Origin of the sequence: Ensifer sesbaniae (assembly GCF_013283665.1) — a bacterium.
In the GTDB taxonomy this organism is placed as follows: Bacteria; Pseudomonadota; Alphaproteobacteria; order Rhizobiales; family Rhizobiaceae; genus Ensifer; species Ensifer sesbaniae.
Genome location: NZ_JABEKU010000003.1, coordinates 441,806 through 462,603 on the forward strand (window position 1 = coordinate 441,806; position 20,798 = coordinate 462,603).

Annotated in this window: 24 protein-coding genes; 16 read left to right on the forward strand and 8 right to left on the reverse strand. The window is 58.7% G+C overall.

The genetic code is table 11. The features are described from left to right. The first annotated feature begins 600 nt into the window (after window positions 1-600). Window positions 601-882 carry a hypothetical protein gene (locus BHMPCIPO_RS30680; RefSeq protein WP_173520673.1) on the forward strand — a complete coding sequence of 94 codons (282 nt, stop codon included), beginning with the start codon at window positions 601-603 and terminating at the stop codon, window positions 880-882. A gap of 55 nt (window positions 883-937) precedes the next feature. On the opposite strand, the gene BHMPCIPO_RS30685 is transcribed toward BHMPCIPO_RS30680, so the two are convergent. Genes BHMPCIPO_RS30685 through BHMPCIPO_RS30710 form a run of 6 tightly spaced genes read right to left on the reverse strand, consistent with a single transcriptional unit; the run spans window position 938 to window position 4,198 of the window. After that, window positions 938-1,348: a hypothetical protein gene (locus tag BHMPCIPO_RS30685; protein ID WP_173520594.1), complete on the reverse strand. Its 411-nt coding sequence runs from the start codon at window positions 1,346-1,348 to the stop codon at window positions 938-940. 12 nt (window positions 1,349-1,360) lie between these two features. Beyond that, window positions 1,361-1,957 carry a hypothetical protein gene (locus BHMPCIPO_RS30690; protein WP_173520595.1) on the reverse strand — a complete coding sequence of 199 codons (597 nt, stop codon included), beginning with the start codon at window positions 1,955-1,957 and terminating at the stop codon, window positions 1,361-1,363. Further along, window positions 1,954-2,364 carry a hypothetical protein gene (locus BHMPCIPO_RS30695; RefSeq protein ID WP_173520596.1) on the reverse strand — a complete coding sequence of 137 codons (411 nt, stop codon included), beginning with the start codon at window positions 2,362-2,364 and terminating at the stop codon, window positions 1,954-1,956. The genes BHMPCIPO_RS30690 and BHMPCIPO_RS30695 overlap by 4 nt, the downstream gene beginning before the upstream one ends. Further along, a complete protein-coding gene (locus BHMPCIPO_RS30700; protein WP_173520597.1) occupies window positions 2,365-3,060 on the reverse strand; it encodes a thermonuclease family protein in 696 nt (231 codons plus the stop codon). It abuts the gene before it with no gap. After that, window positions 3,057-3,593: a thermonuclease family protein gene (locus BHMPCIPO_RS30705; protein ID WP_173520598.1), complete on the reverse strand. Its 537-nt coding sequence runs from the start codon at window positions 3,591-3,593 to the stop codon at window positions 3,057-3,059. Before BHMPCIPO_RS30705 ends, BHMPCIPO_RS30700 begins: the two co-directional genes overlap by 4 nt. Beyond that, window positions 3,590-4,198 (reverse strand): hypothetical protein, encoded by a 609-nt coding sequence (locus BHMPCIPO_RS30710; RefSeq protein WP_173520599.1) that lies wholly within the window; start codon window positions 4,196-4,198, stop codon window positions 3,590-3,592. The genes BHMPCIPO_RS30705 and BHMPCIPO_RS30710 overlap by 4 nt, the downstream gene beginning before the upstream one ends. A gap of 159 nt (window positions 4,199-4,357) precedes the next feature. On the opposite strand from BHMPCIPO_RS30710, the gene BHMPCIPO_RS30715 reads away from it, so the two are divergent. The 15 genes from BHMPCIPO_RS30715 to BHMPCIPO_RS30785 are packed head-to-tail and all read left to right on the forward strand — an operon-like array spanning window position 4,358 to window position 17,976. Beyond that, window positions 4,358-5,317, forward strand: a complete 960-nt coding sequence (locus BHMPCIPO_RS30715) for a lytic transglycosylase domain-containing protein (protein ID WP_173520600.1) — start codon at window positions 4,358-4,360, stop codon at window positions 5,315-5,317. An 11-nt stretch (window positions 5,318-5,328) separates the two neighbouring features. Continuing rightward, entirely contained in the window at window positions 5,329-5,676 is a 348-nt protein-coding gene (locus tag BHMPCIPO_RS30720; protein ID WP_173520601.1) for a TrbC/VirB2 family type IV secretion system protein, read from the forward strand. Window positions 5,677-5,678: 2 nt separating this feature from the next. Next, window positions 5,679-5,978, forward strand: coding sequence for a VirB3 family type IV secretion system protein (locus BHMPCIPO_RS30725; protein ID WP_096771553.1), 300 nt, complete (start codon window positions 5,679-5,681; stop codon window positions 5,976-5,978). Between the two features lie 2 nt (window positions 5,979-5,980). After that, window positions 5,981-8,440 (forward strand): VirB4 family type IV secretion/conjugal transfer ATPase, encoded by a 2,460-nt coding sequence (locus tag BHMPCIPO_RS30730; protein WP_173520602.1) that lies wholly within the window; start codon window positions 5,981-5,983, stop codon window positions 8,438-8,440. Further along, window positions 8,437-9,525: a lytic transglycosylase domain-containing protein gene (locus BHMPCIPO_RS30735; protein WP_173520603.1), complete on the forward strand. Its 1,089-nt coding sequence runs from the start codon at window positions 8,437-8,439 to the stop codon at window positions 9,523-9,525. Before BHMPCIPO_RS30730 ends, BHMPCIPO_RS30735 begins: the two co-directional genes overlap by 4 nt. 11 nt (window positions 9,526-9,536) lie before the next feature. Continuing rightward, entirely contained in the window at window positions 9,537-10,241 is a 705-nt protein-coding gene (locus tag BHMPCIPO_RS30740; RefSeq protein ID WP_173520604.1) for a type IV secretion system protein, read from the forward strand. Next, a complete protein-coding gene (locus BHMPCIPO_RS30745; protein ID WP_173520605.1) occupies window positions 10,231-10,455 on the forward strand; it encodes a hypothetical protein in 225 nt (74 codons plus the stop codon). The genes BHMPCIPO_RS30740 and BHMPCIPO_RS30745 overlap by 11 nt, the downstream gene beginning before the upstream one ends. 13 nt (window positions 10,456-10,468) lie before the next feature. Beyond that, on the forward strand, window positions 10,469-11,497 hold the full coding sequence (locus BHMPCIPO_RS30750; protein WP_173520606.1) for a TrbL/VirB6 family protein: 1,029 nt from the start codon (window positions 10,469-10,471) through the stop codon (window positions 11,495-11,497). A 37-nt stretch (window positions 11,498-11,534) separates the two neighbouring features. Continuing rightward, on the forward strand, window positions 11,535-12,230 hold the full coding sequence (locus BHMPCIPO_RS30755) for a VirB8 family type IV secretion system protein (RefSeq protein WP_173520607.1): 696 nt from the start codon (window positions 11,535-11,537) through the stop codon (window positions 12,228-12,230). Then, on the forward strand, window positions 12,227-13,036 hold the full coding sequence (gene virB9, locus BHMPCIPO_RS30760; protein ID WP_173520608.1) for a P-type conjugative transfer protein VirB9: 810 nt from the start codon (window positions 12,227-12,229) through the stop codon (window positions 13,034-13,036). The genes BHMPCIPO_RS30755 and virB9 overlap by 4 nt, the downstream gene beginning before the upstream one ends. Continuing rightward, entirely contained in the window at window positions 13,036-14,238 is a 1,203-nt protein-coding gene (gene virB10 / locus BHMPCIPO_RS30765) for a type IV secretion system protein VirB10 (protein WP_173520609.1), read from the forward strand. Before virB9 ends, virB10 begins: the two co-directional genes overlap by 1 nt. Beyond that, the gene (gene virB11, locus BHMPCIPO_RS30770; RefSeq protein WP_173520610.1) at window positions 14,219-15,241 is read left to right on the forward strand and encodes a P-type DNA transfer ATPase VirB11; all 1,023 of its coding nucleotides are present in this window, start codon (window positions 14,219-14,221) and stop codon (window positions 15,239-15,241) included. Before virB10 ends, virB11 begins: the two co-directional genes overlap by 20 nt. Then, entirely contained in the window at window positions 15,238-17,328 is a 2,091-nt protein-coding gene (locus BHMPCIPO_RS30775) for a type IV secretory system conjugative DNA transfer family protein (protein ID WP_173520611.1), read from the forward strand. The genes virB11 and BHMPCIPO_RS30775 overlap by 4 nt, the downstream gene beginning before the upstream one ends. Before the next feature lie 49 nt (window positions 17,329-17,377). Beyond that, on the forward strand, window positions 17,378-17,620 hold the full coding sequence (locus BHMPCIPO_RS30780) for a hypothetical protein (protein WP_173520230.1): 243 nt from the start codon (window positions 17,378-17,380) through the stop codon (window positions 17,618-17,620). Next, a complete protein-coding gene (locus BHMPCIPO_RS30785; protein ID WP_312033082.1) occupies window positions 17,575-17,976 on the forward strand; it encodes a helix-turn-helix domain-containing protein in 402 nt (133 codons plus the stop codon). The genes BHMPCIPO_RS30780 and BHMPCIPO_RS30785 overlap by 46 nt, the downstream gene beginning before the upstream one ends. 166 nt (window positions 17,977-18,142) lie before the next feature. Here the strand turns inward: BHMPCIPO_RS30785 and BHMPCIPO_RS30790 are convergent, their stop codons facing one another. Continuing rightward, window positions 18,143-18,355 carry a hypothetical protein gene (locus tag BHMPCIPO_RS30790; RefSeq protein ID WP_173520613.1) on the reverse strand — a complete coding sequence of 71 codons (213 nt, stop codon included), beginning with the start codon at window positions 18,353-18,355 and terminating at the stop codon, window positions 18,143-18,145. Between the two features lie 5 nt (window positions 18,356-18,360). Further along, window positions 18,361-20,796, reverse strand: coding sequence for a conjugal transfer protein TraA (locus tag BHMPCIPO_RS30795; RefSeq protein WP_173520614.1), 2,436 nt, complete (start codon window positions 20,794-20,796; stop codon window positions 18,361-18,363). Window positions 20,797-20,798: the final 2 nt, after the last annotated feature.

The window sequence follows — 20,798 nt, forward strand, 5'->3', positions numbered from 1 at the left end:
ATTAGTGTCAGCACTAATGCTGGTTCTAATGCCAGAACATCGCCTAACTGGCTCGCTCAGCAAAATCCGCTCACCGGACGCTCACCCCGAGTTGAGGGGCTTGGGTCAATGACCGCCTAAGCGGCCCGAAGGGCAGATGGGGGAACCGGTTTTGTCGCTTGCGGCAAAATTGGGGGAACCGCTGTCATTGATGCAAGCCCATCAACTCGGTACGCTCGGTTTATGTTGAGAGAGAGAGAAAGTACCTCTCCGTATGGCACCGAATTTCGGCCGAAGGCCAATAGATTCAACTCACTGAGAGGGGAGAAAGAGCGCTGCCCTCTCTCCCCCAACAAGCACTAAACCGGTCTCCCCATGCTTCGGCCGATGGCCTGCAGCACCGGCCGGCTGTGCCGACCGGCCCAATGGGTGGGTGATCCCCCTCCGGTTTAGCGCTTGTCCCCCTCTCTTCCGCTGCTCCGCGCGAACTCGGGGAGCAGGAGCGGGGCTCCTGCCCTCCCTTCCAATTTGGGAGGCCAAGGAGTGACCGTGGAACCTGGGATTGAGGTTGCTATGACGGAAGAGAGCAGGGCGGAAACTACGGTTTCACTTGGTGAGTTGATGGATCGGCATATCGCCGCGCAACTGGCAACCGCGGACGCCGTTCGTGTGTGGGATGAACGCAGGGCGGCCGGTGAGGTTACGAGCGTCGTCTACGTGAATGAGCTGCTGGACGTGGCGCGGGCAGAAGAGGCCAGCAAGCTGGCGATCGTCAACTATAGACCGCGCGACGATCGGGAATCGAGGCTGAAGCTGACCTATATGTCGGCTTACTTGATCGCGACACGGGGCACGTTGATCGCCAGTGAGATGAATTCAATCTTGGAGCAGGGCGGCTACTAAAGTCGCCCTCATGTGATTTGAGCGGAAAGCACGCTTCAAGCGGGCTTTCCGTAAGCTAGTTGATTGTTGCGATCCATTCTCCGGATGCCGATTTGGCGAAACTTACAATCCGATCAATGGGCTGCGCCTCAGGTGACATTTTGACTGAGGTCATGCAGGCGACGCCAGGGCCTGATCCAGCCTTGTCGCACTGCCCGAGCGCCACGGAAATTTCCGGCAGATCGTTTCTGTCCCAAACGAGGGGAGACGCCGCGTGAGCTTTGCGGTAGGCTGCGGTTGCTTCGGCCTCCGTCGGCGCCTCGACTGTTGGAATCGGGCAAAGGGACGGATCAGCGGAGATCGCCGCCACCAATTCTACCTTTGAAAGGGCCTCCACCTTAGGCTCTGAGGTCGCAAGATAGGTGCCGCCGGCTCCGGCCACGAGGCCGACGCTCGCGGTGATCGCTAAAAGGATGTTCTGGTTCATTGGCTTTCTCACTTAGGTTCTGAGGTTGAACCAGAAGCGCTCTTTGGCGCCCTTGTCGTTTGGAATGTCGAAATACCAGGGATTCGAGCGCCGCGGCCGGGGAGACGTTACCTTCACCTTGCAGCTGTTATATTTGTTGTCTCGATATCCGAAATCATCATCATTTCTACCGCTGCGAAGGATCTCCAATGTGGTCCGATTCCTGTCGTTGGCCTCTGCATCACCATAGAGGCGGTCATACTCGTCGCCGTCTTCGCATCTGTCCACGATGCGGACGCACTGGTCATTTTGATCCCGCCTGAAGACAGGGTCATCTCCATTGCCGCTCGAGGCGGGACGAGAGCCGGCAGGGCATTCCTCGAACTCTTGCCGGCCGGGTTCGCCGGCTTTCGCCTGGTGGCAGATCGGCCAATCGAACCCCGGCTTTGACATTGCGCGGATCAGTTTTTTCATTGGCGGAACGCAATATGGGACGCCATGCCAGGAAGGGTTTTGGGAGGCGGCGCAAAGTAGAACCTGGCAGCCCCACTCGGCGTCTTGAGCCTTTGCCCCTTTAGGGGCGATTGCGATCACAGCAAGACCGGCGGCGGCATAAAGCAGACGTTTCATGTCAGTTGGTCCTCATTGATGGTTGCGGCTGGAGAAGCCCGACCGACGAACAGTTTGTCGATCGGAGCGACATGTTGCACCCGGTCCCCGGCCGCGTAGATGACGGCTGCGATGAGCGCGAAGGCTGAGAACCAGAAGATCCCGATCCGGAAGAGAAGCGGCTGATTGGGGATGTCCCGGCAAAGCGACGGAAAGGCGAAAAGACCGACCAAGAAGCAGTCGAGCGCTAGATGACGTTGATCGAGAAAGAGTACAGAGACGATCAGGAGCGCCGCGGCCAACGGTGCATGAACCCACCAGATTTTTTCCGAAACGACGATCAACGCGAACGACAGCGGAATGGCGAGCAGCAGGCTCGCCAGCGGATCCGTTGCGAACGAGTTCGCAATATGAGCGAAGTCGGGCAACTATCGGTCTGTCCTCTTAGGCTTCCTGCGGGCATCGATGAAGGGAGGTGAAATCTCGCTTTCACGCTCGGCGAGCAGGTTGGCATCGGCGATCGGCTGGCGCTCTGACGTTTTGTCCACCGCCTTGCGTCGCCATTCGTTCATGTCGAGAACATAGGTGGCCCACATGCCGTAGCGGCCCGCCATGGCGTGCTGCTGGTAAGCTAGGTACTGGTTGTTATAGAAGTGAGGTGACGCGACGCGCGCCCAGCCGACGCGTAGCATTTCAACCGCAATGTCACGTCCGACTGATGTGCAACGCGCCTGCGGGATTCCGTCATTGCCATAAGCTACGACTGTGCATTCGACCGGCCTGTTGCCTACGGTCCTTTTGAGCCAGGCCTTGGCGAGCGGGCCGCAAGGGACGGGGGAAGGTGCCTTCTGCCGTTCACGGTTCACCCATTTCGGATCAAGAGCCCATTGCGGGAGTTCGCATGCGTCGATGTCGACGAGTCGAACGCGCTGCGCATATTGAGGATACCATAGAGTTCGGCCATTGATGGCCACAACCCGCCCCTTGTAGATCGGATATACCGGAGCATCGGACCAATCATGCTGCTGCCCGATCGTCCCGGCTGGATTCTTGACCAGATCGGCGGCCGTAGCGGGTTGGACGATCGCAGCAAGAACCGCGGCTGCGGACAGGTGTCGCTTCATTGGTTTGCCTTCTTGTTTCGTGCATTCACCTCACGGCTCAAGAGAATGGCCGGGTGCTGAACGTCTTCGAACTGCCAGAGGCCGGCCCGCTTATCGCGAGCAAGTTGTTCAGCCACGGCATAGGGGACGTGATATGGCAGGCCCTCACCATTGAGGGCCGCAAAGGCGTACCCGCTGGTGATCAGGACGTTCGCCAGGTCGAGCCGTTGTTTTTCGACGGTGGCGTAGCAGACGACGTAGGCGGTATCGTCCTTCTTCGCCACAGGTGCGCAAACGGGTTTGGTGTCCTTGATATAGGCCGCGAGCACGGCAAGGGACGCCTCGCCGCAATCGCGTTTCTGCCCGTGCTTGTCGGTATAAGAGGTACCCCGCAAACACGACTGAACGCCGTAGAGCCGGAAGCGCTTACCCTCCGAAATCCACGTATCACCGGTCTCCAGTGTGACGCCGGGTAATAGATCGAAATATCCGGTCGGCGCGGCTGCGGCGGCTGATGGCAGAAGAGCCGAAAGAAGGAAAAGAGCCTTTCTCATTGGCCCTTAACCCTCGGATCAGCCCACATTCCGAAAGAGCCCTTCTGGCCAATCTCCTCGGCCTTGGTGAGGTCGGGGCGGACAGGGGTTCCGTCTGGCTTCTTGGCAAGGCGGAGTGCGCCGAGCGATAGAAGCTGCTCCTCAAACATATCGACGGAATCGAGACTGCCCGGAAAATTGTAGTAGCCGTAACAAGTCGCGTTCTGAACCGGCGCACCTTGCTCGCTCACGAAGGCACGGCAAAAGACGACCTTCGGGTTCTGCAGCATGATTTGAAGCTGTTGCTGCGCAAAGTCGGTGCAGGTCCCGGCGAAGTCTTCACTGCGATTGACCATCTCGCCTTTGCAAGGCTCGAGCCCGTAAAGGTGCAGCGTCGTTTTCTCGTCAACGCGGAAGTCGGTCGGCGACACGGCCCTGAAGCCGGCCGTTGTTGCATAGCCTTTGCGGTCGGCGACTTTGCCGCCCCCGTCATAGTACTCGATCACCAGCACGGTCTTTCCCGGTGCTGCCAGGGATTTGATGTAGTCCGTATTGATGTCCGTAGCGGACAAGGCGGGTGTTGCCATAACACAACCTGTGAGTGCAGCAATGATGATCCGTTTCATTTTCTAGCCCTTACCCATATTGCTTCCGTCTATTCCCCCGCGAAAAGGGGTTTAAGTGTGCAGCAAAAAAGTGTATCGCTGAACCAAATCGATGTCACGAGTTCACCAACTTAATCAGTTTTCGTGTCAATCACAACACCGCAAGTTTGGCGGGGACCGATGGAAAAAAGGGCTAGAATTGCAGGCAGTTCGGGCAAGACCGTATTGGCGGGGACGGCCCTTTTGACCGTGATCCTGGGCGGGATTTGTCACGCCCAAGACGGTCATAAAAATGGAAATATCATAGTCAATAAAAGCACTTGGCAGGGACGCAGTAAATCTGAGCTTGCAAGGAACTTTGAGGAACGGTGGCATGGCTCCGAAAAGGAGTTCGTCCTTGGCACCAATGGCGTCGTAAAGCAGACGGACAGCGCAGACGAAAACCACCAAGAATTTGGGGGTTCGAATCAATTTGATGCAGCTTTGGGCTATTCCGCTGCTGCCATTGATGCAGCGCACGATACTGATAAAGCGCAACTTCCGACGGGCTCAATAACGCAAATTGGCGCAAATCGACAGGCTAGAAGCAGCGCCAATGAAGTGCATGAATGTGGCCCGTCTCCGCTCAACGCCGAAGAAATTAAGTCTATGGTTGTGCAGACGGCGCGGAAGTACAGCGTCGATGAAGTCTTCGCGACGGCCATCGCCTGGGCCGAAAGCGGCTTTGATCAAAGCCGCAACTCTCCCAAGGGTGCGCGCGGGCCAATGCAGCTCATGCCGGCTACGGCCGCACGTTTTGGCGTCAAGGATGTCTGTGATCCGGCGCAGAACATTGAGGGCGGCGTGAAGTACCTGCGGGTGCTTCTGGACGAGTTTCAAAACCCCCTCCTTGTCGCGGCCGCCTACAACAGCGGCGAACAGCGGATCTACGAACACGGCGGCATCCCGCCCTTCGAGGAAACGCTCGGATACGTCGCCAAGGTCGTGAACTATCAGCTCGGCATGCCTATGCCGGCGGCACGAAGCAAATCGAGAAAGGCCGCTGACCAAGCGGTCTCGGATGCGAGTGACAGCGGGGACGCTGGTGTCATCGCTGTGAAAAAAACCGGCGCGTTTGTCGGCGGTGTGATGCACTTTTGAAGGAGAGAAGTATGCAGATTTCGATGCAAACGGGGAAGTCTCAGGCTGTAAAGTTTGCGGCCCTGTTCGGTCTCGTGGCCGCTATCCAGGTTGTTGGCGCGGACGTCGCCTTTGCTCAGGCTACCGGAGGAGGCGCCTTTGCGCCGCTTCAAACCGCTGTCCAAATGATCGTCGATTTCATCACCGGCCCCTTCGGCCGCCTGATGGCGATCATTGCCGTCATCGGCCTTGGCTTTCTCGCCTTCGCCGGCCGCCTTTCGTGGTTCACGGCGGGCGCGGTGGTGATCGGCATTGGCCTTGTGTTCGGTGCGCCGGCGATCGTTGACCAGATGATTTCGTCTGTCGGCGGCGGCAACTGATCATGAGCGAATTTCAGGACGAAAAGCCATCTCTGACGCCGCTGGTGATCGGGTTAACCCGGTCCCCAACACTTTGGGGTGTGCCGTACATGGCGGTGGTGCTGATCGTCGGCATCACCATTATTGGTTGGCTGGCAACGAACCATCTTCTGGCGCTGCTCATCGCGCCGGTCGCCTACCTTGTCCTGTTCTCGCTCTGCACCTGGGACAACAAGATCCTCGACGTGCTGCAGGTGACGTCTCGCAAGACGCCGCGCACTCCCAACAAGCGCTTTTGGGGCACCAACTCTTACGGACCGTAACCATGCTGAAAGTCGTCAAAGAAGAGCTTGGGTTTGGCCGGGTCGCTGGAAATGAGCGGCCCATGTCGACTCATATCCCGTATCTGCGCCACGTCTCGGATACCGTCATCGGGCTGGAGAACGGCTCACTCTTGAGCGTCATCAAACTGGACGGCCTGTTCTTCCAGACGCAGGACCAGGCTGAGCTCAACATGCGCTCGGTCGTGCAAAATACGATGATACGAGCACTGGGGTCCAGCCGCTATTCACTTTGGTCTACCGTAATCCGCCGAGAGGTCGAGACGGAAATCGGCGGCGCGTATGATGAATCATTTTGCGACCTTTTGAACAAGCGCTACATGGAGCAACTGCGCCATAAGCGCATGTTCACGAACGAAATTTACCTGACTATCGTGCGCTCCGGCATGCGGGGCGCACTTGGCGTCGGCGACACGCTGAAAAGGATCTTCGACAAGGCAAACAAGGACGCTCGGGTCCAGCAAACGCGCGAAGATGTCACGGAGCTCGAAGAGCTGATCGGCAACATAGTGCGCGATCTGCACAAGTATGGAGCCCGGGCGCTCGGCATTACCTATCGTCGCAGGAACGACGACGAGGCCAAGATTGAAGGGCAGGAGGAGAAGGAAAGGGGCGACCCCTATTCCGAGCCCTGCGAATTCTTCAATACGATTCTGACATGCGGCGTGCCGCGCAAAATGCGTCTGCCACGCATGGGAATCCGCAATTACGTCGGCACGTCGCGACTGCATTTCAGCAAGCGGACCATGCAGGCCCAAGCAGCGGTCGACGAAGACAGCCGTTATGGGGCGCTGTTATCGATCAAAGAATATCCGCCCTTTACCGGCCCAGGCATGCTCGATGGCCTGTTGCAGGTGAACCACGAATTCATCCTGACGCAATCCTTCACGATCGCCGACAAACCAATTGCGCAAGAGCGCATCAGCCGTCTCCAGCGGCAAATCCGGGCATCGGACGAATCCGGCAGTTCGGTCGAGCAGGATATCGACTTTGCGCTCAATAGCCTGATGAACCAGGAAGCCGTATTCGGCTTCCACCATCTTTCGCTTTTGTGCCTCTCTCGCGATCTGCAGGGCATAAGCCGCACGGTTTCCGAACTCGGCGCCTGCCTTACCGACATGAACATCAACTGGCTTCGTGAGGATCTGAATCTCGAAGCCGCGTTTTGGGCGCAGCTCCCCGGCAACCACAGCTACATTGCTCGCAAGGCGATGCTTTCGAGCGCGAATTTCACCGGCCTCTCCTCGATGCACAATTTCGCGACAGGACAGGCGGATCGCACCCATTGGGGACTGCCGATCACGATACTCGAAACCACGTCGCAAACGCCGTACTGGTTTAACTTCCATCGCCGCGACATCGGCCACTTCCTCGTCACCGGCCCGACGGGTTCTGGTAAGACGGTCGCATTGACGTTCCTGCTGGCGCAGGCGATGCGCGTTTCTCCAACGCCGAAGGCCGTATTCTTCGACAAGGATCGCGGCGCGGAGATCTTTGTAAGGGCGATCGGCGGCTCCTATGAGGTGCTGTCGCCGGGGACGCCAACCGGCTTCAACCCGCTTCAGCTCGATAACACCGGCCCCAATCGTGAATTTTTGCTGCGCCTTCTGAAAGCAATGCTGCGCTCCGGCGATCGCAGCGACTTCACCCAGGAAGACGAGGACACGCTTGAAAGGGCGATCGTCCGTCTGATGCAGGAACCTGCGGCGGAGCGCAATTTGCCAAATCTCGCCGGCCTGCTGGTGGGTCGGTCACGGGCAGACGCCAATGACCTTCACGCTCGCCTTCGCCCTTGGATTGATGGCGAAAAGGCGTGGCTTTTCAATGCACAGCATGACGTCCTCTCCTTCTCAGGCCGCAGCGTCTTCGGATTCGACATGACGAACATTCTCGGTAACGAGGATCTTCGCACGCCGGCGCTGATGTACCTCTATCACCGCCTGGACGAGCTGCTGGACGGCGACCCGGTCATGTTCTTCATGGACGAGGGCTGGCAGCTCCTAATGGACGAGACCTTTTCGGCCTTCATCGTCGACAAAATGAAGACCATCCGTAAGCTCAACGGTATTGTCGGTTTCGGCACTCAGTCCGCCGCGGATATAGCCAAGGCAAAAGCCTCGCATACGCTCATCGAGCAATCGGCGACCAATATTCATTTCCCGAACCCTCGGGCCGACGAAGACAGCTATATCAAGCGTTTCGGCCTGACGGTGAAGGAATTCAACTTCATCAAGAACACCCCGCCCGAAAAGCGAACTTTCCTGATCAAGCACGGCAATGACTCGGTCATCGCCCGGCTCGATCTCTCCACCATGCCCGATCTCGTGAAAGTGCTTTCCGGGCGCAAGGAGACAGTCGAGGAATGCGCGGCGCTTCGGGAAAAATATGGCGACGAGCCCGAAAACTGGCTGTCTGAATTTTGCGGATGGGAGAAAGCCGAATGAGGAAAAGTCCTGCATTAGGGGTTATCTCTGCGCTGTGGCTCGGTGTTTCCGGACCGGCACTCTCTCAGGTGCCGGTGATCGACGGGAAGGTGCTCGAGACCGACACGAAACGCGACGCGACAACCACCGAAATCGAGAAGACGGATAGCGACCGCCATACGGTCAGCAAAAGCGTCACGTGCTCGATGTATCGTCCCGGGCGAGGCGGCGATGCAGCCTCAGCAGCGACGGCCAATCCGGAAATTGCCGGCCTGGTCAAGCGCGTAGCTCAGGAGGAAGGCGTCGATGAAAAACTCTTCATGGCGCTCGTCTACCAGGAAAGCCGCTTCAATCCGTGCGCGAAGTCGCCGGTCGGTGCGATCGGGCTCTCTCAGCTCATGCCGGGTACGGCAAAAGACCTCGGCGTCGATCCCCACAATGTCGAAGACAACCTTCGGGGCGGCGCACGCTATCTGAAGCAACAGCTTCGCCGGTTCAACGGCAACACCAATCTGGCACTGGCCGCCTACAACGCGGGACCTGGAAACGTCCAGAAGTATGGCGGGATTCCTCCCTTCAAAGAGACGCAAGGGTATGTGGCGAACATCACCCAAAAGTGGCTCCCGGCCTTCGGCGGTTCCGACGTTGCAAACATCCCGGTGAATTATGGCGGTGGATCGACGGCCTTTACCGGTATGCGGGATTCCACCATCAACTCCATGGCGACGTCTCAGGCGATTGGGGAAGGAAGCGGCAACGTAGCGTCCTGGATGCAGCAGTTGGGCGCAATGTCCAGCGGCACGATCCAGGATAGTTGGGATCACAATTCCGGTGCCCGCAATGCCAATCTCGAAATGATGAACCAGGTCATCCGCCTCGGCACGACGATGGCGGACCTTATGAACTCGCGTAACGCGGTTGATCTCAGCGGCTTGTCCGGATCGTCGCGCACGAGCGATTTCGAGAGAAATGGCGACAAGGGCGATCGTGAAACGACTGGTGTTTGCGATGCCCGGCAGGGGCTCGAATGGAGCCCGACTGAGAAAGCTTGCGTCCAAAAGCGGGAACGTGAGGACAACGTAAAACTGATGTTGAACGCTCAATGAGGAGAACTGCCATGAAACGTTTGATTTCGACGGCGTATTCGGTGGCCGCCCTTGCGTCCTCGGCTTTGGCGCAGGTCCCGGTGATCGACGGTGCCAATCTTGAGATTGCACAGAGAACGTCGAAGACGACCGATGATATTCTCGGCACCAACAAGGAAGTCCTGAAAACGGTCCAGGAGACCCTTCAGGCGGTCACCGGTGATCGCGGTAGCGATGCCAACCAAATGCAGAATCTTGCCGTCGGCAATGGATTTAGCGTCTCCCAAATGCCGTCGTTCGATAGCCTTATGTCCGGCGGCGTTCCGAACTTCGGCAGTATGGGCGGTGATGTCTCCAAAGTCGCAACGACCTTCATCAACGGCTTGCAACTGGTGAAAAATCTGTCCGGCCATGCGGGCAGCTCCTTTTCGGGCGACAAATCCTACGAGGAGATGGTGAACACCGTTCTTGGTGTTGCCGCCCTAGTGACGGGTTCCCAGCAGGCCGTCCAGACCCGCCGCACCTCTTTTGAGCAGGCAGGCGCAAATATCGGCCAGGCCAAGGACATCAAGGGCTCGATCGACCAGAACACACAGCTTCAGGTGCAAGCCGGGCTGACGATCAATGAACTGATCGGCGTGATGAATGGTGCCGTGTCGTCTCTCCAGGCCGACAACCAAAGGCGCTTGACCGACATCTCCAACTCCAAGAAGGCCCTCAGCTACAGTGACCAGTAAAATCACCATACCAGCGAAGGTGCTTTTTCCTCTGCTGATCGCGGCTGGCCTCGCCGGCTGCGGTACAGCGGCGAAGGAAAAGACCGCGCCTTGCAAGAGACCTGCACTGACCTCCTACGCGCCGGATCCGCGTCCCGAATGTGGCCCGATGATGAGCATCAACGGCGACGCAGCAGCCGCCTTTGCGGCGATCGACGCAATGATGGCTGAATAGGACGATTGCGACGATGCAGGATTTCCTTGGGGCGCTGCTCGACAGAATTGAAGAGACCGGCGCGAACTTTTCCTCGCGAGCCTACCAGATCGTTGGCGACGAGGTGGTGCCGCTGCTCACCATCATGTTCATTGCATATGTGGCCTATTACGGGCTGCAGCTTTTCATGGGAACCGCCCGCGTCAGCGTCGCCGAGATCATCGGCCGCGTGACCCGTATGCTGATCATCCTGGCGCTGGTCAGGGAGTGGGACTACTTCAATACGCTTTTCTACTCTTGGATGAACGACACGCCGGAAGATGTCGGCCGCGCGATCCTGACCGCCACGGGAACCGGTATCACGGAACCGACGAACGGCCTGTCGATGATCTGGCGAACGGCCAACGAGGCGGCTTCTGCATTCGCTGAGCAGTCCGGTTACTTCTCGGTGCTACCGTCTATGGTCGGGTTTCTGATCATGTTTGCGGTAGCGGTTTTTATTGCCGTGGCGCTGGCGATCCTGCTGCTTGCCAAGGTGATGATGTGGGTCCTGATCGGGACCGCGCCAATATTCATCGGCTGCATGCTGTTCGAGCAGACGAGAGGTTTGGGCGTCGCATGGTTCCAGCAGGTATTGATGTATGCGCTGATTCCGCTGTTCGTTTATGTCGTGGCGGCATTCCTGATCGCAGCTATGGACCCGGAATTGACGAAGGTCAGCAACGCTGCAAACCAAAGACGCCTTCAGCTTAGCGACATTTCCGCCTTCCTGTTGCTCTGCGCCGCCGGCGCGTTTGTCCTCTTCAACATTCAGGTTCTCGCGCAAGGCATTACTGGCGGTGTTGCCGCCGGCGTCGGCAACGTTGCGCGCACTATCGGCCGATATGCCGGCATATCCGCGCCGATATCCGCCCTGTCGGGTGGGCAAAAGCTAGCGGGAGCCGTTGGCAACGCCGGCATGCAGGCAAGGGCGCGAACGCAAGAAGGCATGAAAACCAATATTCGAAACGCCGCTGCTGAGGCGATGCAGAACCGCATCAGCAACAACAGCACGCCTCGCTGAGGCGCGAAAGTAAGGGCTAGGTTTAAGGGCTAGACGAATGGCAGATACGAATGAAGCAGTTCTTCGGACCTATTTTCAGGACGGCGATCGCTGGGAGCAGGAAATCGTAAAGAAGGCCAAGCGATCGCGCGCGCTCGCATGGTTCGTCACGACGATTTTCGGTGCGATAACCTTGCTGTCATTGACGGCGCTAGTGATGCTAGTGCCGCTGAAAAGTTTCGAACCGTACATCGTCGAGGTCGACAAAAACACCGGCTATATGGAGGTCAAGACCGGCCTCACGAAGTCAACAAACCTCACGGATCAACAGGCGGTCACTCAGGCCAACGTCGTACGCTACATTCGTTCGCGTGAAGGCTATGATCCCTTTGCCATTGAGCAGAATTTCGGCATTGCCGCACTGCTCTCGACGGGAGATGCGGCCCGGGAGCTTCAGGAGCTCTATAGCGCGGCAAATCCGAACAACCCGGCCAGGGCCCTGGGAAAGAACAAGAGTGTCACCGTCGATATCAAGTCCGTGACCTTCTCCAATGCGAGCACGGCCTTGGTGCGGTTTTCGACGACCGAGAAATCCGATACCGACTCCATCACCCGGCATTTTATTTCGGTCGTCCGCTACCGCTATACGGACACCCCGGCGACCAATGAATGGCGCTTCGAAAACCCGTTGGGCTTCCAGGTCTATAACTACCGTCGCGATCAAGAGACGGTGACACCCGGAGGCGAAAAATGATCACACGCCTCCTGCTTTCTGCGGCCTTCTCGGCCGCTATGCTGACTCACGTCCACGCGGCGCAGGCACCACGGCCGGGCTCGCTCGATTCGCGTGTCACCAGCGTCGTCTACCAGTCTAACAATGTGGTGAAGGTTTCTGCCACCTACGGCATCTCCACCATGATCATTTTTGATGAGGACGAAAAATTCGAAACGATCTCGCTCGGCGACACCGATAGTTGGCAAGTTGCCCCCTCCGAGAAGGGCAATATCCTGTTCGTCAAGCCGATCGCCAAGAACGTCGCCACCAACATGAACGTCGTGACCAGCAAGAGGATCTATTTCCTCGAGCTCAACGACCATGCGCCGACCGACGGCAAACAGGTCTTCGGCATCCGGTTCGTCTACCCAGAGAAGGACCTGAACGCCTCGCTCCGCAAGGAAGCGGAGTACCGGGCGGCGAACCCGAATATGGCGAATATCGACAAGGCCAACGTCAACATCGACTATTCGTTTTCCGGCGACCCATCGCTGAAGCCGATGGTGATCTTCGACGACGGGAAAAAGACCTTCTTCAAGTTCGGCAGCCGCGTGCCGGCGATTTTTGCCGTGCAGTCGGATTTTTCCGAGACGCTGCGCAATTTCCGCAAGGAGGGCGAATACATCGTCGTCGATGGTGTCGCGACACAATATACGCTCCGCGACGGCAACCAATGGACCTGCATCTTCAACCTTCGCAAGCCTGACTTCGGCGCTCCGGATCCGGACATTCTCGGTCCGGCTCATGACACCAAGGCGACGAAACGTAGGAGGAGCGGCAACTAATGAAGCGCAGCCCCGAACTTGAGGCCATGATGACTGCCGACGAAACGGCGGTCAGCAATCGGAATGCTGGACGAAATCAAACTCTCGGTATGGCCGCCCTTCTCCTGGGTGGCGCTGTGGCCGCCTATTTTGTCCTTGCGACGGCTGGCGAAAAGCCGCGTGATGTCGCCGACAGCGACGAGGAGTTTCAGACGACGACTTTTCGGCCACCGTCCTTTGTCCGCGACGAAGAGAAGCCGGAACCGGAGCCCGAACAAGAAGTCATCAACCTGCCAACGCCTCCTGAGGTGGTAGAGGAAGTCGATACGACCGAGTTCAAGGTTCCAGCGCCGCCAGAGGTCGTCGAACAAACGCCCGAAGCCGCGCCGGTCGAAGAGTTTCCCGAGCGGTATAAATCGGGCCTGATTTCGCTCGACCATAAAGGAAACGGGAGCGGGAACGGCAGCCTGACAGGCGAAGGCGATTCCGGATTGACGGTTGCCGGCGAGGACCGCAACAGCAAGTACCTGGCTGCGGCTGCGGGCCTAGCGGACCGAACCGCCAAGGCCCGGCAGATCGCGCGCATCGACGCGATGATGCCGGAGGGAACCTTGATCCCCGGAATCCTCGAGACGGCCATCAACAGCGATCTGCCCGGCCAGATCCGCGCCATCACCTCCCAGGATGTCTATTCCTTCGACGGCCGGCGTGTTTTGATCCCGACCGGAACGCGCCTCATTGGCGAATATCAGTCGGAGGTGACCCGCGGACAAAAACGCATCTTCGTCATCTGGACCAGGCTTATTCGCGATGACGGCGTTTCCGTGCGCCTCAACTCGATCGGCACGGACAGCCTGGGCCGGTCTGGCTTGACCGGTCATGTCGACAACAAGTTCCGCGAACGGTTTGGGGCGTCGATCATGCTCTCTATCGTCGGCGGCGCTGCCAGCTATCTGACCGGATATGGCAGTCAGGAAGCCTCCAACAACAGCGACGATGCCGCACGGGGCGAAGAGATCGCGCGGGAGACCATCGCGCAGACCTTCAGCGACATGGCGAATACGGTCCTCAGTGAAAACCTCCGTATTCCTCCCACCATCAGCGTCAGCCAAGGCGAGCGAATCTTCGTCTACGTGCGCCAGGACCTCGATTTCAGCGCCATGTACGACGATCCGGTCACCGAAGCGATGAAGGAGATCCGACGTGAACGTCGCGGCAGGTAACACGATCAAACGCGATCCGCACTACTTCCTCAATCGCGCCCTCGAACCGATCAAGCAATTCCTGGATGACCCGAAGGTGGTCGAAATAGCCGTCAATAAGCCAGGCCACGTTTATGTGGAGCGGTTCGGGGCCGATCATATGGAGCACCATTTGATCGAGGCCCTGACGGCCGATGAAATCCAGAATATCGGCGAGCGTGTTGCAGCGGCGACCAACCAGTTTATCAGCCGTTCCAAGCCGATCCTCAGCGCGGCGCTTCCAACCGGCGAACGGATTCAGATCGTCCTGCCGCCGGGGGCGCCCGACGGAGGCTCGATCTCGATCCGCAAGCAGGTGGTGAATAACTTCACGCTCGAGGAGTATCGCGACAACGGCTCGCTCGAAAAAGTATCTGTGGCCGTCGGCGGCCTCAGCGACATCGATCGGGAGCTGATCGGGCACCTGCGCGCGAGCCGGATTTACGATTTCATCCATACCGCCATCACTCGACGGGTCTCTATCCTAATCAGCGGCGGCACGTCATCTGGCAAGACGACCTTCCTCAACGCGTGCCTGAAGAGTGTGGAGCCATATGAGCGGATCATCACGCTCGAGGACACACGCGAGCTCTTCCCGCCTCAGGCAAACACGGTTCACTTAATTGCTTCGAAGGGTGACCAAGGCACCGCAGACGTGACCATTCAAAATCTGCTCGAGTCGTCGTTGCGCATGCGTCCAGATCGTCTGTTCGTCGGCGAAATTCGGGGCGCGGAGGCGTTCTCCTTCCTGCGCGCGATCAACACCGGGCATCCGGGCAGTATGTCCACAGTTCACGCCGATACCCCGATGGGCGCCTATGAACAGCTGGCCATGATGATGCAGCAAGCCGGCATGTCGGCGGGTTTTTCCAAGCAGGATCTCATGTCCTATATCCAGATGGTGATCCCGATCGTCATCCAGCTCCGCCGTGACGGCGGCAAGCGCGGCGTCTCCGAAATCTTCTTTGCCCGGGATGAAGCATGACCAAGGGGCTCCAGGCCTTCTACCTGCTCTTTTGCGTCGGGATAGCATTCGTTGTCTGGATGCTCGGGTACGGCCTGGGTCTTCAGCTCTTCTATAAAGACGGGCGGGTTCTCGAAGAGACGATCACAAGCAACCCCTTTGTTCCCATTCAGCAGTTCTGGATTTATCACACTAGCCCTGCCCTGCAGAAGGTTGCGCTTGGCTCGATGGTGCCGGCGCTGATCGTCGCCGGCCTGGCCACATATATCGGACTGAAACCGACGAGCAGCCCCTTGGGAGATGCGGCGTTTCAGGACATTGCCTCGCTTCGGCGCGGCAAATGGTTCCGTAAACAGGGCCATATCTTCGGACGCATAGGGCGCAGCATTCTCCGCACCAAGGACGATCGGCATCATCTGATCATCGGCCCTACCCGCTCCGGTAAAGGCGCGGGCTATGTCATCCCGAACGCGCTGATGCACGAAGGCTCGATGATCGTCACCGACCTCAAGGGCGAGGTTTTCAAGGCGACCTCGGGCTATCGCCGCCAGAATGGCAGTCAGGTCTTTCTTTTCGCGCCGGGTTCGGAAAAGACCAACCGCTACAATCCGCTCGATTTTGTCCGGCCAGAGCGCGGCAATCGCACCACTGACATCCAAAACATCGCCAGCATCCTGGTGCCCGAAAACACGGCATCGGAAAACTCGGTCTGGCAAGCGACGGCGCAGCAGGTCCTTGCCGGCGTCATCAGCTACATCACCGAAAGCCCCTTCTATAAGGATCGGCGCAACCTCGGCGAGGTCAATTCCTTCTTCAATAGTGGCGTCGATCTGCAGGCGCTGATGAAATACATCAAGGAAAAAGAGCCCTACCTGTCGAAGTTCACCGTCGAGAGCTTCAATTCCTATATCGCTCTATCCGAACGCGCGGCGGCCTCGGCGCTTCTGGATATCCAGAAAGCCATGCGGCCTTTCAAAAATGAGCGGATCGTTGCGGCAACCAATGTCACCGACATGGATTTGCGCGCGATGAAACGCCGGCCGATGTCGATCTACTTGGCGCCGAACATCACCGACATAACCTTACTGCGCCCTCTCCTCACCCTGTTCGTGCAGCAAGTGATGGACATCCTCACGCTCGAGCACGATCCCAGCTCTCTTCCCGTCTATTTCCTCCTCGACGAGTTCCGGCAGTTGAAGCGGATGGACGAAATCATGACAAAGCTGCCCTATGTAGCCGGCTATAACATCAAGCTCGCCTTCATCATCCAAGACCTGAAAAACCTCGACGAGATCTATGGCGAAACCTCCCGGCATTCGCTGCTCGGCAATTGCGGTTATCAACTCGTCCTCGGCGCCAACGACCAGGCCACGGCCGAATATGCGTCGCGGGCGCTCGGAAAGCGCACGATCCGCTATCAGTCGGAGTCGCGCACGATCGAATTGTTGGGCCTGCCGCGCCGCACGAAGGTAGAGCAGATTCGCGAACGTGATCTGATGATGCCGCAGGAGGTCCGGCAAATGCCGGAGAACAAGATGATCCTGCTCGTCGAAGGCCAAAGGCCGATCTTCGGCGAAAAGCTTCGGTTCTTCAAAACGCAGCCTTTCAAGTCGGCGGAAGCATTTTCGCAGGCCAACATCCCGCAGGTGCCGGAGGTTGAATATCTCCCCGCGAAAGCCGTTCCCGCCACGACCTCGGAATATGCCAACGGTGGAGACCCTTCCGTCGAAATACCCTCGCCGGTGCCCATGACAGAAGAGAAGCCGGCCGCGGTCGCGACGATCGAGCCGGTTGCCGCAACGCCGGACGCTGCCGCAGTGGAGATGCCATCCGCCAAGCGAACCGTCAGCAAAAAGGCTCTGCGATCAAAGCCAAAGCCGACGCCTGCGAAGAAGGAAACGGTAGCGTCCGCAAGCCTTGCCGCTATGGAGGCCCGGATAAAGGCGGTTGAGGAGGGCCTGAAACCAACGGCGGCGCAGCTCAAGGCAACGGTCGAAACGAAGGTCGAAAAGCTCGGCGATAAATCACCGACTACGCGCCGCAATTACATGGACATTTTCAACACGACGATTCCTGATCCCGTCGAAGTTGGGGTGGCAGCCGAATAGTGATCAGGGATCTAAAATCGGGAACCAATGGGGGACTGGTGGTGGCGAAATGAATTCTGTATCGCGCTTGCGGGAGAGAGCCGCCACAACGTTGCGTGCCTACCGGCAGGCGGAGGCGCACTTTCATGCGCTTCAGGAACGGAAGGATGCGCTGGATGCCGAAGAGCGGGTCATTCTGCATATATGGGCGGTGAAGCTGTCGAAGTCTTCACTCAGCCCGGAGGATTGCGAAGGTTTCCGAGCCGCATATCGGTCGCTCGGCGAGCGGCGTTTAGAGCTTTTCGAGCCTTGATCCGCTTGCAGCGCACGCTCAAGGGAATGAGCCAGACGACACTGGCCGAAGGGCTCGGCGTCACTTTCCAGCAGGTCCAGAAATACGAGAAGGGCACAAATCGGGTCGGCTCGAGCCGGCTACAAGCCATTGCCAACATTCTCGGCGTCCCGGTTGCCTGGTTCTTCGAGGAGGGGCCTGTGAGCTCTTCGACTTCGCAAGGGCCGGAGGCGGGAGTCGGCAGGGAAATCACGCAGTTCCTGAACTCCGTCGAGGGGCTGTCGCTCAATCGCGCCTTTGTGAAGATTCAGGACGACAAGATCCGACGGAAGGTCGTTGACGTGGTTAAAGCGCTGGCAAGAGAGCCTTCGGAGTAAGACCGGAATCTATCTGTCAGCCGAGGTACCACGACGTCGATCGTCTCGTAGCTTCCGGGCGGTTGCCGCTCGACCGTGGAGAGATATTGGGAGCGGTCAGTGTCGATCACCGGCCGCTGTTCTGAGGTCGGCATGAAGCATGCCGACCTGGACAAGTAAGCCGACCTTAGAACGGCCAGAAGCTTCCCAAGTAGGTCGCTGTCTCGTTTACCCATACCATGGTGTCGCGATACCAGGCGGTAACTGTTTCCAAGGCCATCTGGACGCAGCCGAGAAAAAACACAAAGAGGATAACGACGGCGAAGAACTTACCAAACCCTTCGTCGCCCTTCGGGTCATTGGTCTGGATAACGTATTGCTGCCGGTTATCGTTCAACATATCTCTTAACGGTCCCGATCGTCGCGGTCGCGTTCCCTCTGTTCCATTTGTTCCCGCTCAAGCTCCTCGAGACGAGGAACGTGCTGTTGGGCGGGATCAGTCCGTGTCGTCTCTCCGCTACGCTGTGCGGCTTCCCGATCCCTATTTAACCGATCTTGCAGGCGATTTGTAGCGTCGACGGTGGAAGCCAGGTCGTGAGCTTCCCGCGTGTCGCTATCGACCGGCGTCTGATCCTCTTCTTCGGCACGCAAATCGCGCCGCTGCTCGTCGACAGTCTCCGCAGTCGACGGCGCCTTGTCCTTCGCCTCAGTCGGACGATCGGCATTGTTTTCCACCTGATCGATCGCGCGTTGCAGATCGGGATCCTGCTCGGCTACCTCTCGAAGGTAGCTGTTGCCCTCGATCGCCATTTGCACGGCTCGCTCCACCGCCCGGTCAAGCCCAGCCTGCATTGCCGCCTTGCCGTCGGCCGAAAAATCGCCGGCCTCGATCCGATCAAGCCCCTCGCGGTAGTGGTCGATGTCGATCAAGGCTTCATTGCCGGCCTCGACGACAGCCTCGCTGTGTTTGGCGACCGCGGCATCCCATGCCTCGTTGACCGGATCGCGGGGCTCATTGCGCGCCTCTTCGCCGCCCCGCTCCGCCAACGCATCCTTGCGTTGTTCGTAGAGTTCGACCAGCTCCCGCTTCTGGTTGACAAAATCTCGCGCCAGGCCCGCGACCTCATCAAAGTCGGCCCGGTCATCCGGAGCCACGGTGCGCTCCAGTTTGAACAACGCCGTTTCGACTTTCTTCTCATAAGCTTCAAACTCTGCTCGTGACGTTTCGCGCAATTCTTGACCCTCCAAAACCATTTCCTGCAATGTAACCAAATTGGCGCGGAAATTCGATCCGAAATCTGCATGAATGACGCTGGCACTTGCCTCCGTCGTTGCCGCTGAAAGCCGGGTTTCTAAGTATTCTCTGTGCTGTGTGGCATAGGCAACGGCGTGACGATCTCCACTCGCTAGGGCGACCTTCTGCCACGATTCCTGCGCCATTTTGATGTACTGCCGGCTCCTGTCGCTCTTCGCAATCGTACGCCGGCCGCTGCGTTTGGCGTCGTACCGAGCCTGCGCCGGCTCGCTGGTGCCAACATGCTCCGTGCGGCCGTCGCGGCTCACCGGCCTAACCTGCGTGCGCGTGAAAGCCGGCGGACTGGCAAACTCGCGCCGATCAGTCATTTCCATCTCAATGCCGTGTTCCCGCGCCTTCTCGGCCATCACCGATCGCCATTCACGAAACACGGCCGGCGTGGTCTCGATGCGATCGCCGGCGTCCGATCGCATGGCGACGATCGCATGCGCATGAACGTGCGGTCGCTTACCCCCCTCTCCAGCTTCTTTCGGGTCGCTGGCAGGATCGTGCATGGCGAAGACGTAGCGATGGCCCGCAAACTGGTGCGCCAGGAAGTCGCGTACTGCCCGCTCGAACGACGCCACGTCCGTTCCGGCCCGCGCCGACATGATGACATGCATCACGTCGCGGCTCTTTCGGCTGTGCAGCTCGCCGCGCCATTCCTTCTGCACCAGATCGCCAGCCGCCTTTTCGTCCGATACTGGCCGGCCGCGGTCATCGCGAACGTCCTGATGCTGCTCGAGCAGGCCGCGCAAACGGCTGGCGCCGAACTCGACGCCGTTCCCGTACCCATGAAACGAGAACGTCGCGCCGGCCTCGCTGGCGGCCGCACTGGCGTCATACCGGCCCTGGATGATGCCGGCCGCTTTCGCGTCTCCTGTCAGCCGCTCCCCCTGCCCGCTTCTGAGGACCACGAGCCCTGTAACCGATATTGAGCCGTCTGCTATCTTCTCGACGCCATAGGCATAGCGCCGATCGCCAAAGCCGCTCGATAACGTGCTGCGCACGAACTCATGCAAGGTGTCGTCGGACGCAAGGCCAGAAACCGCTATCTCGACGCTGAAGCTCCCCATGTCGCGGCTTTCGGCGCGGTTTTGGAAAAGATGATCCCAATCACCGCGCACCCGGGCCAATTCCTCACGGCCCTCAAGGATTCTGCCGTTTTCGTCCTCAGCCTTCAGCTCCCCGGATCGGGACACGTAGTTCAGCATCGCCCCGACGCGCGCTCCGCCCCCGTACGATGCCATTTTGACGACGGCCGGCTGGCTTCCCTTGGCGACGGCGGCAAGCCTCGCCTCCATCGGCCGGCTTGCCGCCGTCGCCGGCATGGTCTGCGTTCCAGGAGCCCTCCAGCTTTTCGATCCAGCGCCCCCTGCCCCACCAGAACCTCCGCCACCACCAGCGCCGAGCTGCGCCAATTGTCTGAGGCGCTTGCGCATCTCTTCCTCGGCCGCAGCACCCCGGCCACCCGACGCCATCTCATGTAACAGCGCTGCGCGTCGCTGCTCCCATTCGCTGGTGAATGCGCCGAAGAAGATTTCCAAGG

Bases quoted from the DNA above. Each gene is read 5' to 3' on its own strand.
- BHMPCIPO_RS30680 (WP_173520673.1), top strand. From the start codon at position 601: ATGGATCGGCATATCGCCGCGCAACTGGCAACCGCGGACGCCGTTCGT.
- BHMPCIPO_RS30685 (WP_173520594.1), bottom strand. From the start codon at position 1,348: ATGAACCAGAACATCCTTTTAGCGATCACCGCGAGCGTCGGCCTCGTG.
- BHMPCIPO_RS30690 (WP_173520595.1), bottom strand. From the start codon at position 1,957: ATGAAACGTCTGCTTTATGCCGCCGCCGGTCTTGCTGTGATCGCAATC.
- BHMPCIPO_RS30700 (WP_173520597.1), bottom strand. From the start codon at position 3,060: ATGAAGCGACACCTGTCCGCAGCCGCGGTTCTTGCTGCGATCGTCCAA.
- BHMPCIPO_RS30705 (WP_173520598.1), bottom strand. From the start codon at position 3,593: ATGAGAAAGGCTCTTTTCCTTCTTTCGGCTCTTCTGCCATCAGCCGCC.
- BHMPCIPO_RS30710 (WP_173520599.1), bottom strand. From the start codon at position 4,198: ATGAAACGGATCATCATTGCTGCACTCACAGGTTGTGTTATGGCAACA.
- BHMPCIPO_RS30715 (WP_173520600.1), top strand. From the start codon at position 4,358: ATGGAAAAAAGGGCTAGAATTGCAGGCAGTTCGGGCAAGACCGTATTG.
- BHMPCIPO_RS30720 (WP_173520601.1), top strand. From the start codon at position 5,329: ATGCAGATTTCGATGCAAACGGGGAAGTCTCAGGCTGTAAAGTTTGCG.
- BHMPCIPO_RS30725 (WP_096771553.1), top strand. From the start codon at position 5,679: ATGAGCGAATTTCAGGACGAAAAGCCATCTCTGACGCCGCTGGTGATC.
- BHMPCIPO_RS30730 (WP_173520602.1), top strand. From the start codon at position 5,981: ATGCTGAAAGTCGTCAAAGAAGAGCTTGGGTTTGGCCGGGTCGCTGGA.
- BHMPCIPO_RS30735 (WP_173520603.1), top strand. From the start codon at position 8,437: ATGAGGAAAAGTCCTGCATTAGGGGTTATCTCTGCGCTGTGGCTCGGT.
- BHMPCIPO_RS30740 (WP_173520604.1), top strand. From the start codon at position 9,537: ATGAAACGTTTGATTTCGACGGCGTATTCGGTGGCCGCCCTTGCGTCC.
- BHMPCIPO_RS30750 (WP_173520606.1), top strand. From the start codon at position 10,469: ATGCAGGATTTCCTTGGGGCGCTGCTCGACAGAATTGAAGAGACCGGC.
- BHMPCIPO_RS30755 (WP_173520607.1), top strand. From the start codon at position 11,535: ATGGCAGATACGAATGAAGCAGTTCTTCGGACCTATTTTCAGGACGGC.
- virB9 (WP_173520608.1), top strand. From the start codon at position 12,227: ATGATCACACGCCTCCTGCTTTCTGCGGCCTTCTCGGCCGCTATGCTG.
- virB10 (WP_173520609.1), top strand. From the start codon at position 13,036: ATGAAGCGCAGCCCCGAACTTGAGGCCATGATGACTGCCGACGAAACG.
- BHMPCIPO_RS30775 (WP_173520611.1), top strand. From the start codon at position 15,238: ATGACCAAGGGGCTCCAGGCCTTCTACCTGCTCTTTTGCGTCGGGATA.
- BHMPCIPO_RS30780 (WP_173520230.1), top strand. From the start codon at position 17,378: ATGAATTCTGTATCGCGCTTGCGGGAGAGAGCCGCCACAACGTTGCGT.
- BHMPCIPO_RS30790 (WP_173520613.1), bottom strand. From the start codon at position 18,355: ATGTTGAACGATAACCGGCAGCAATACGTTATCCAGACCAATGACCCG.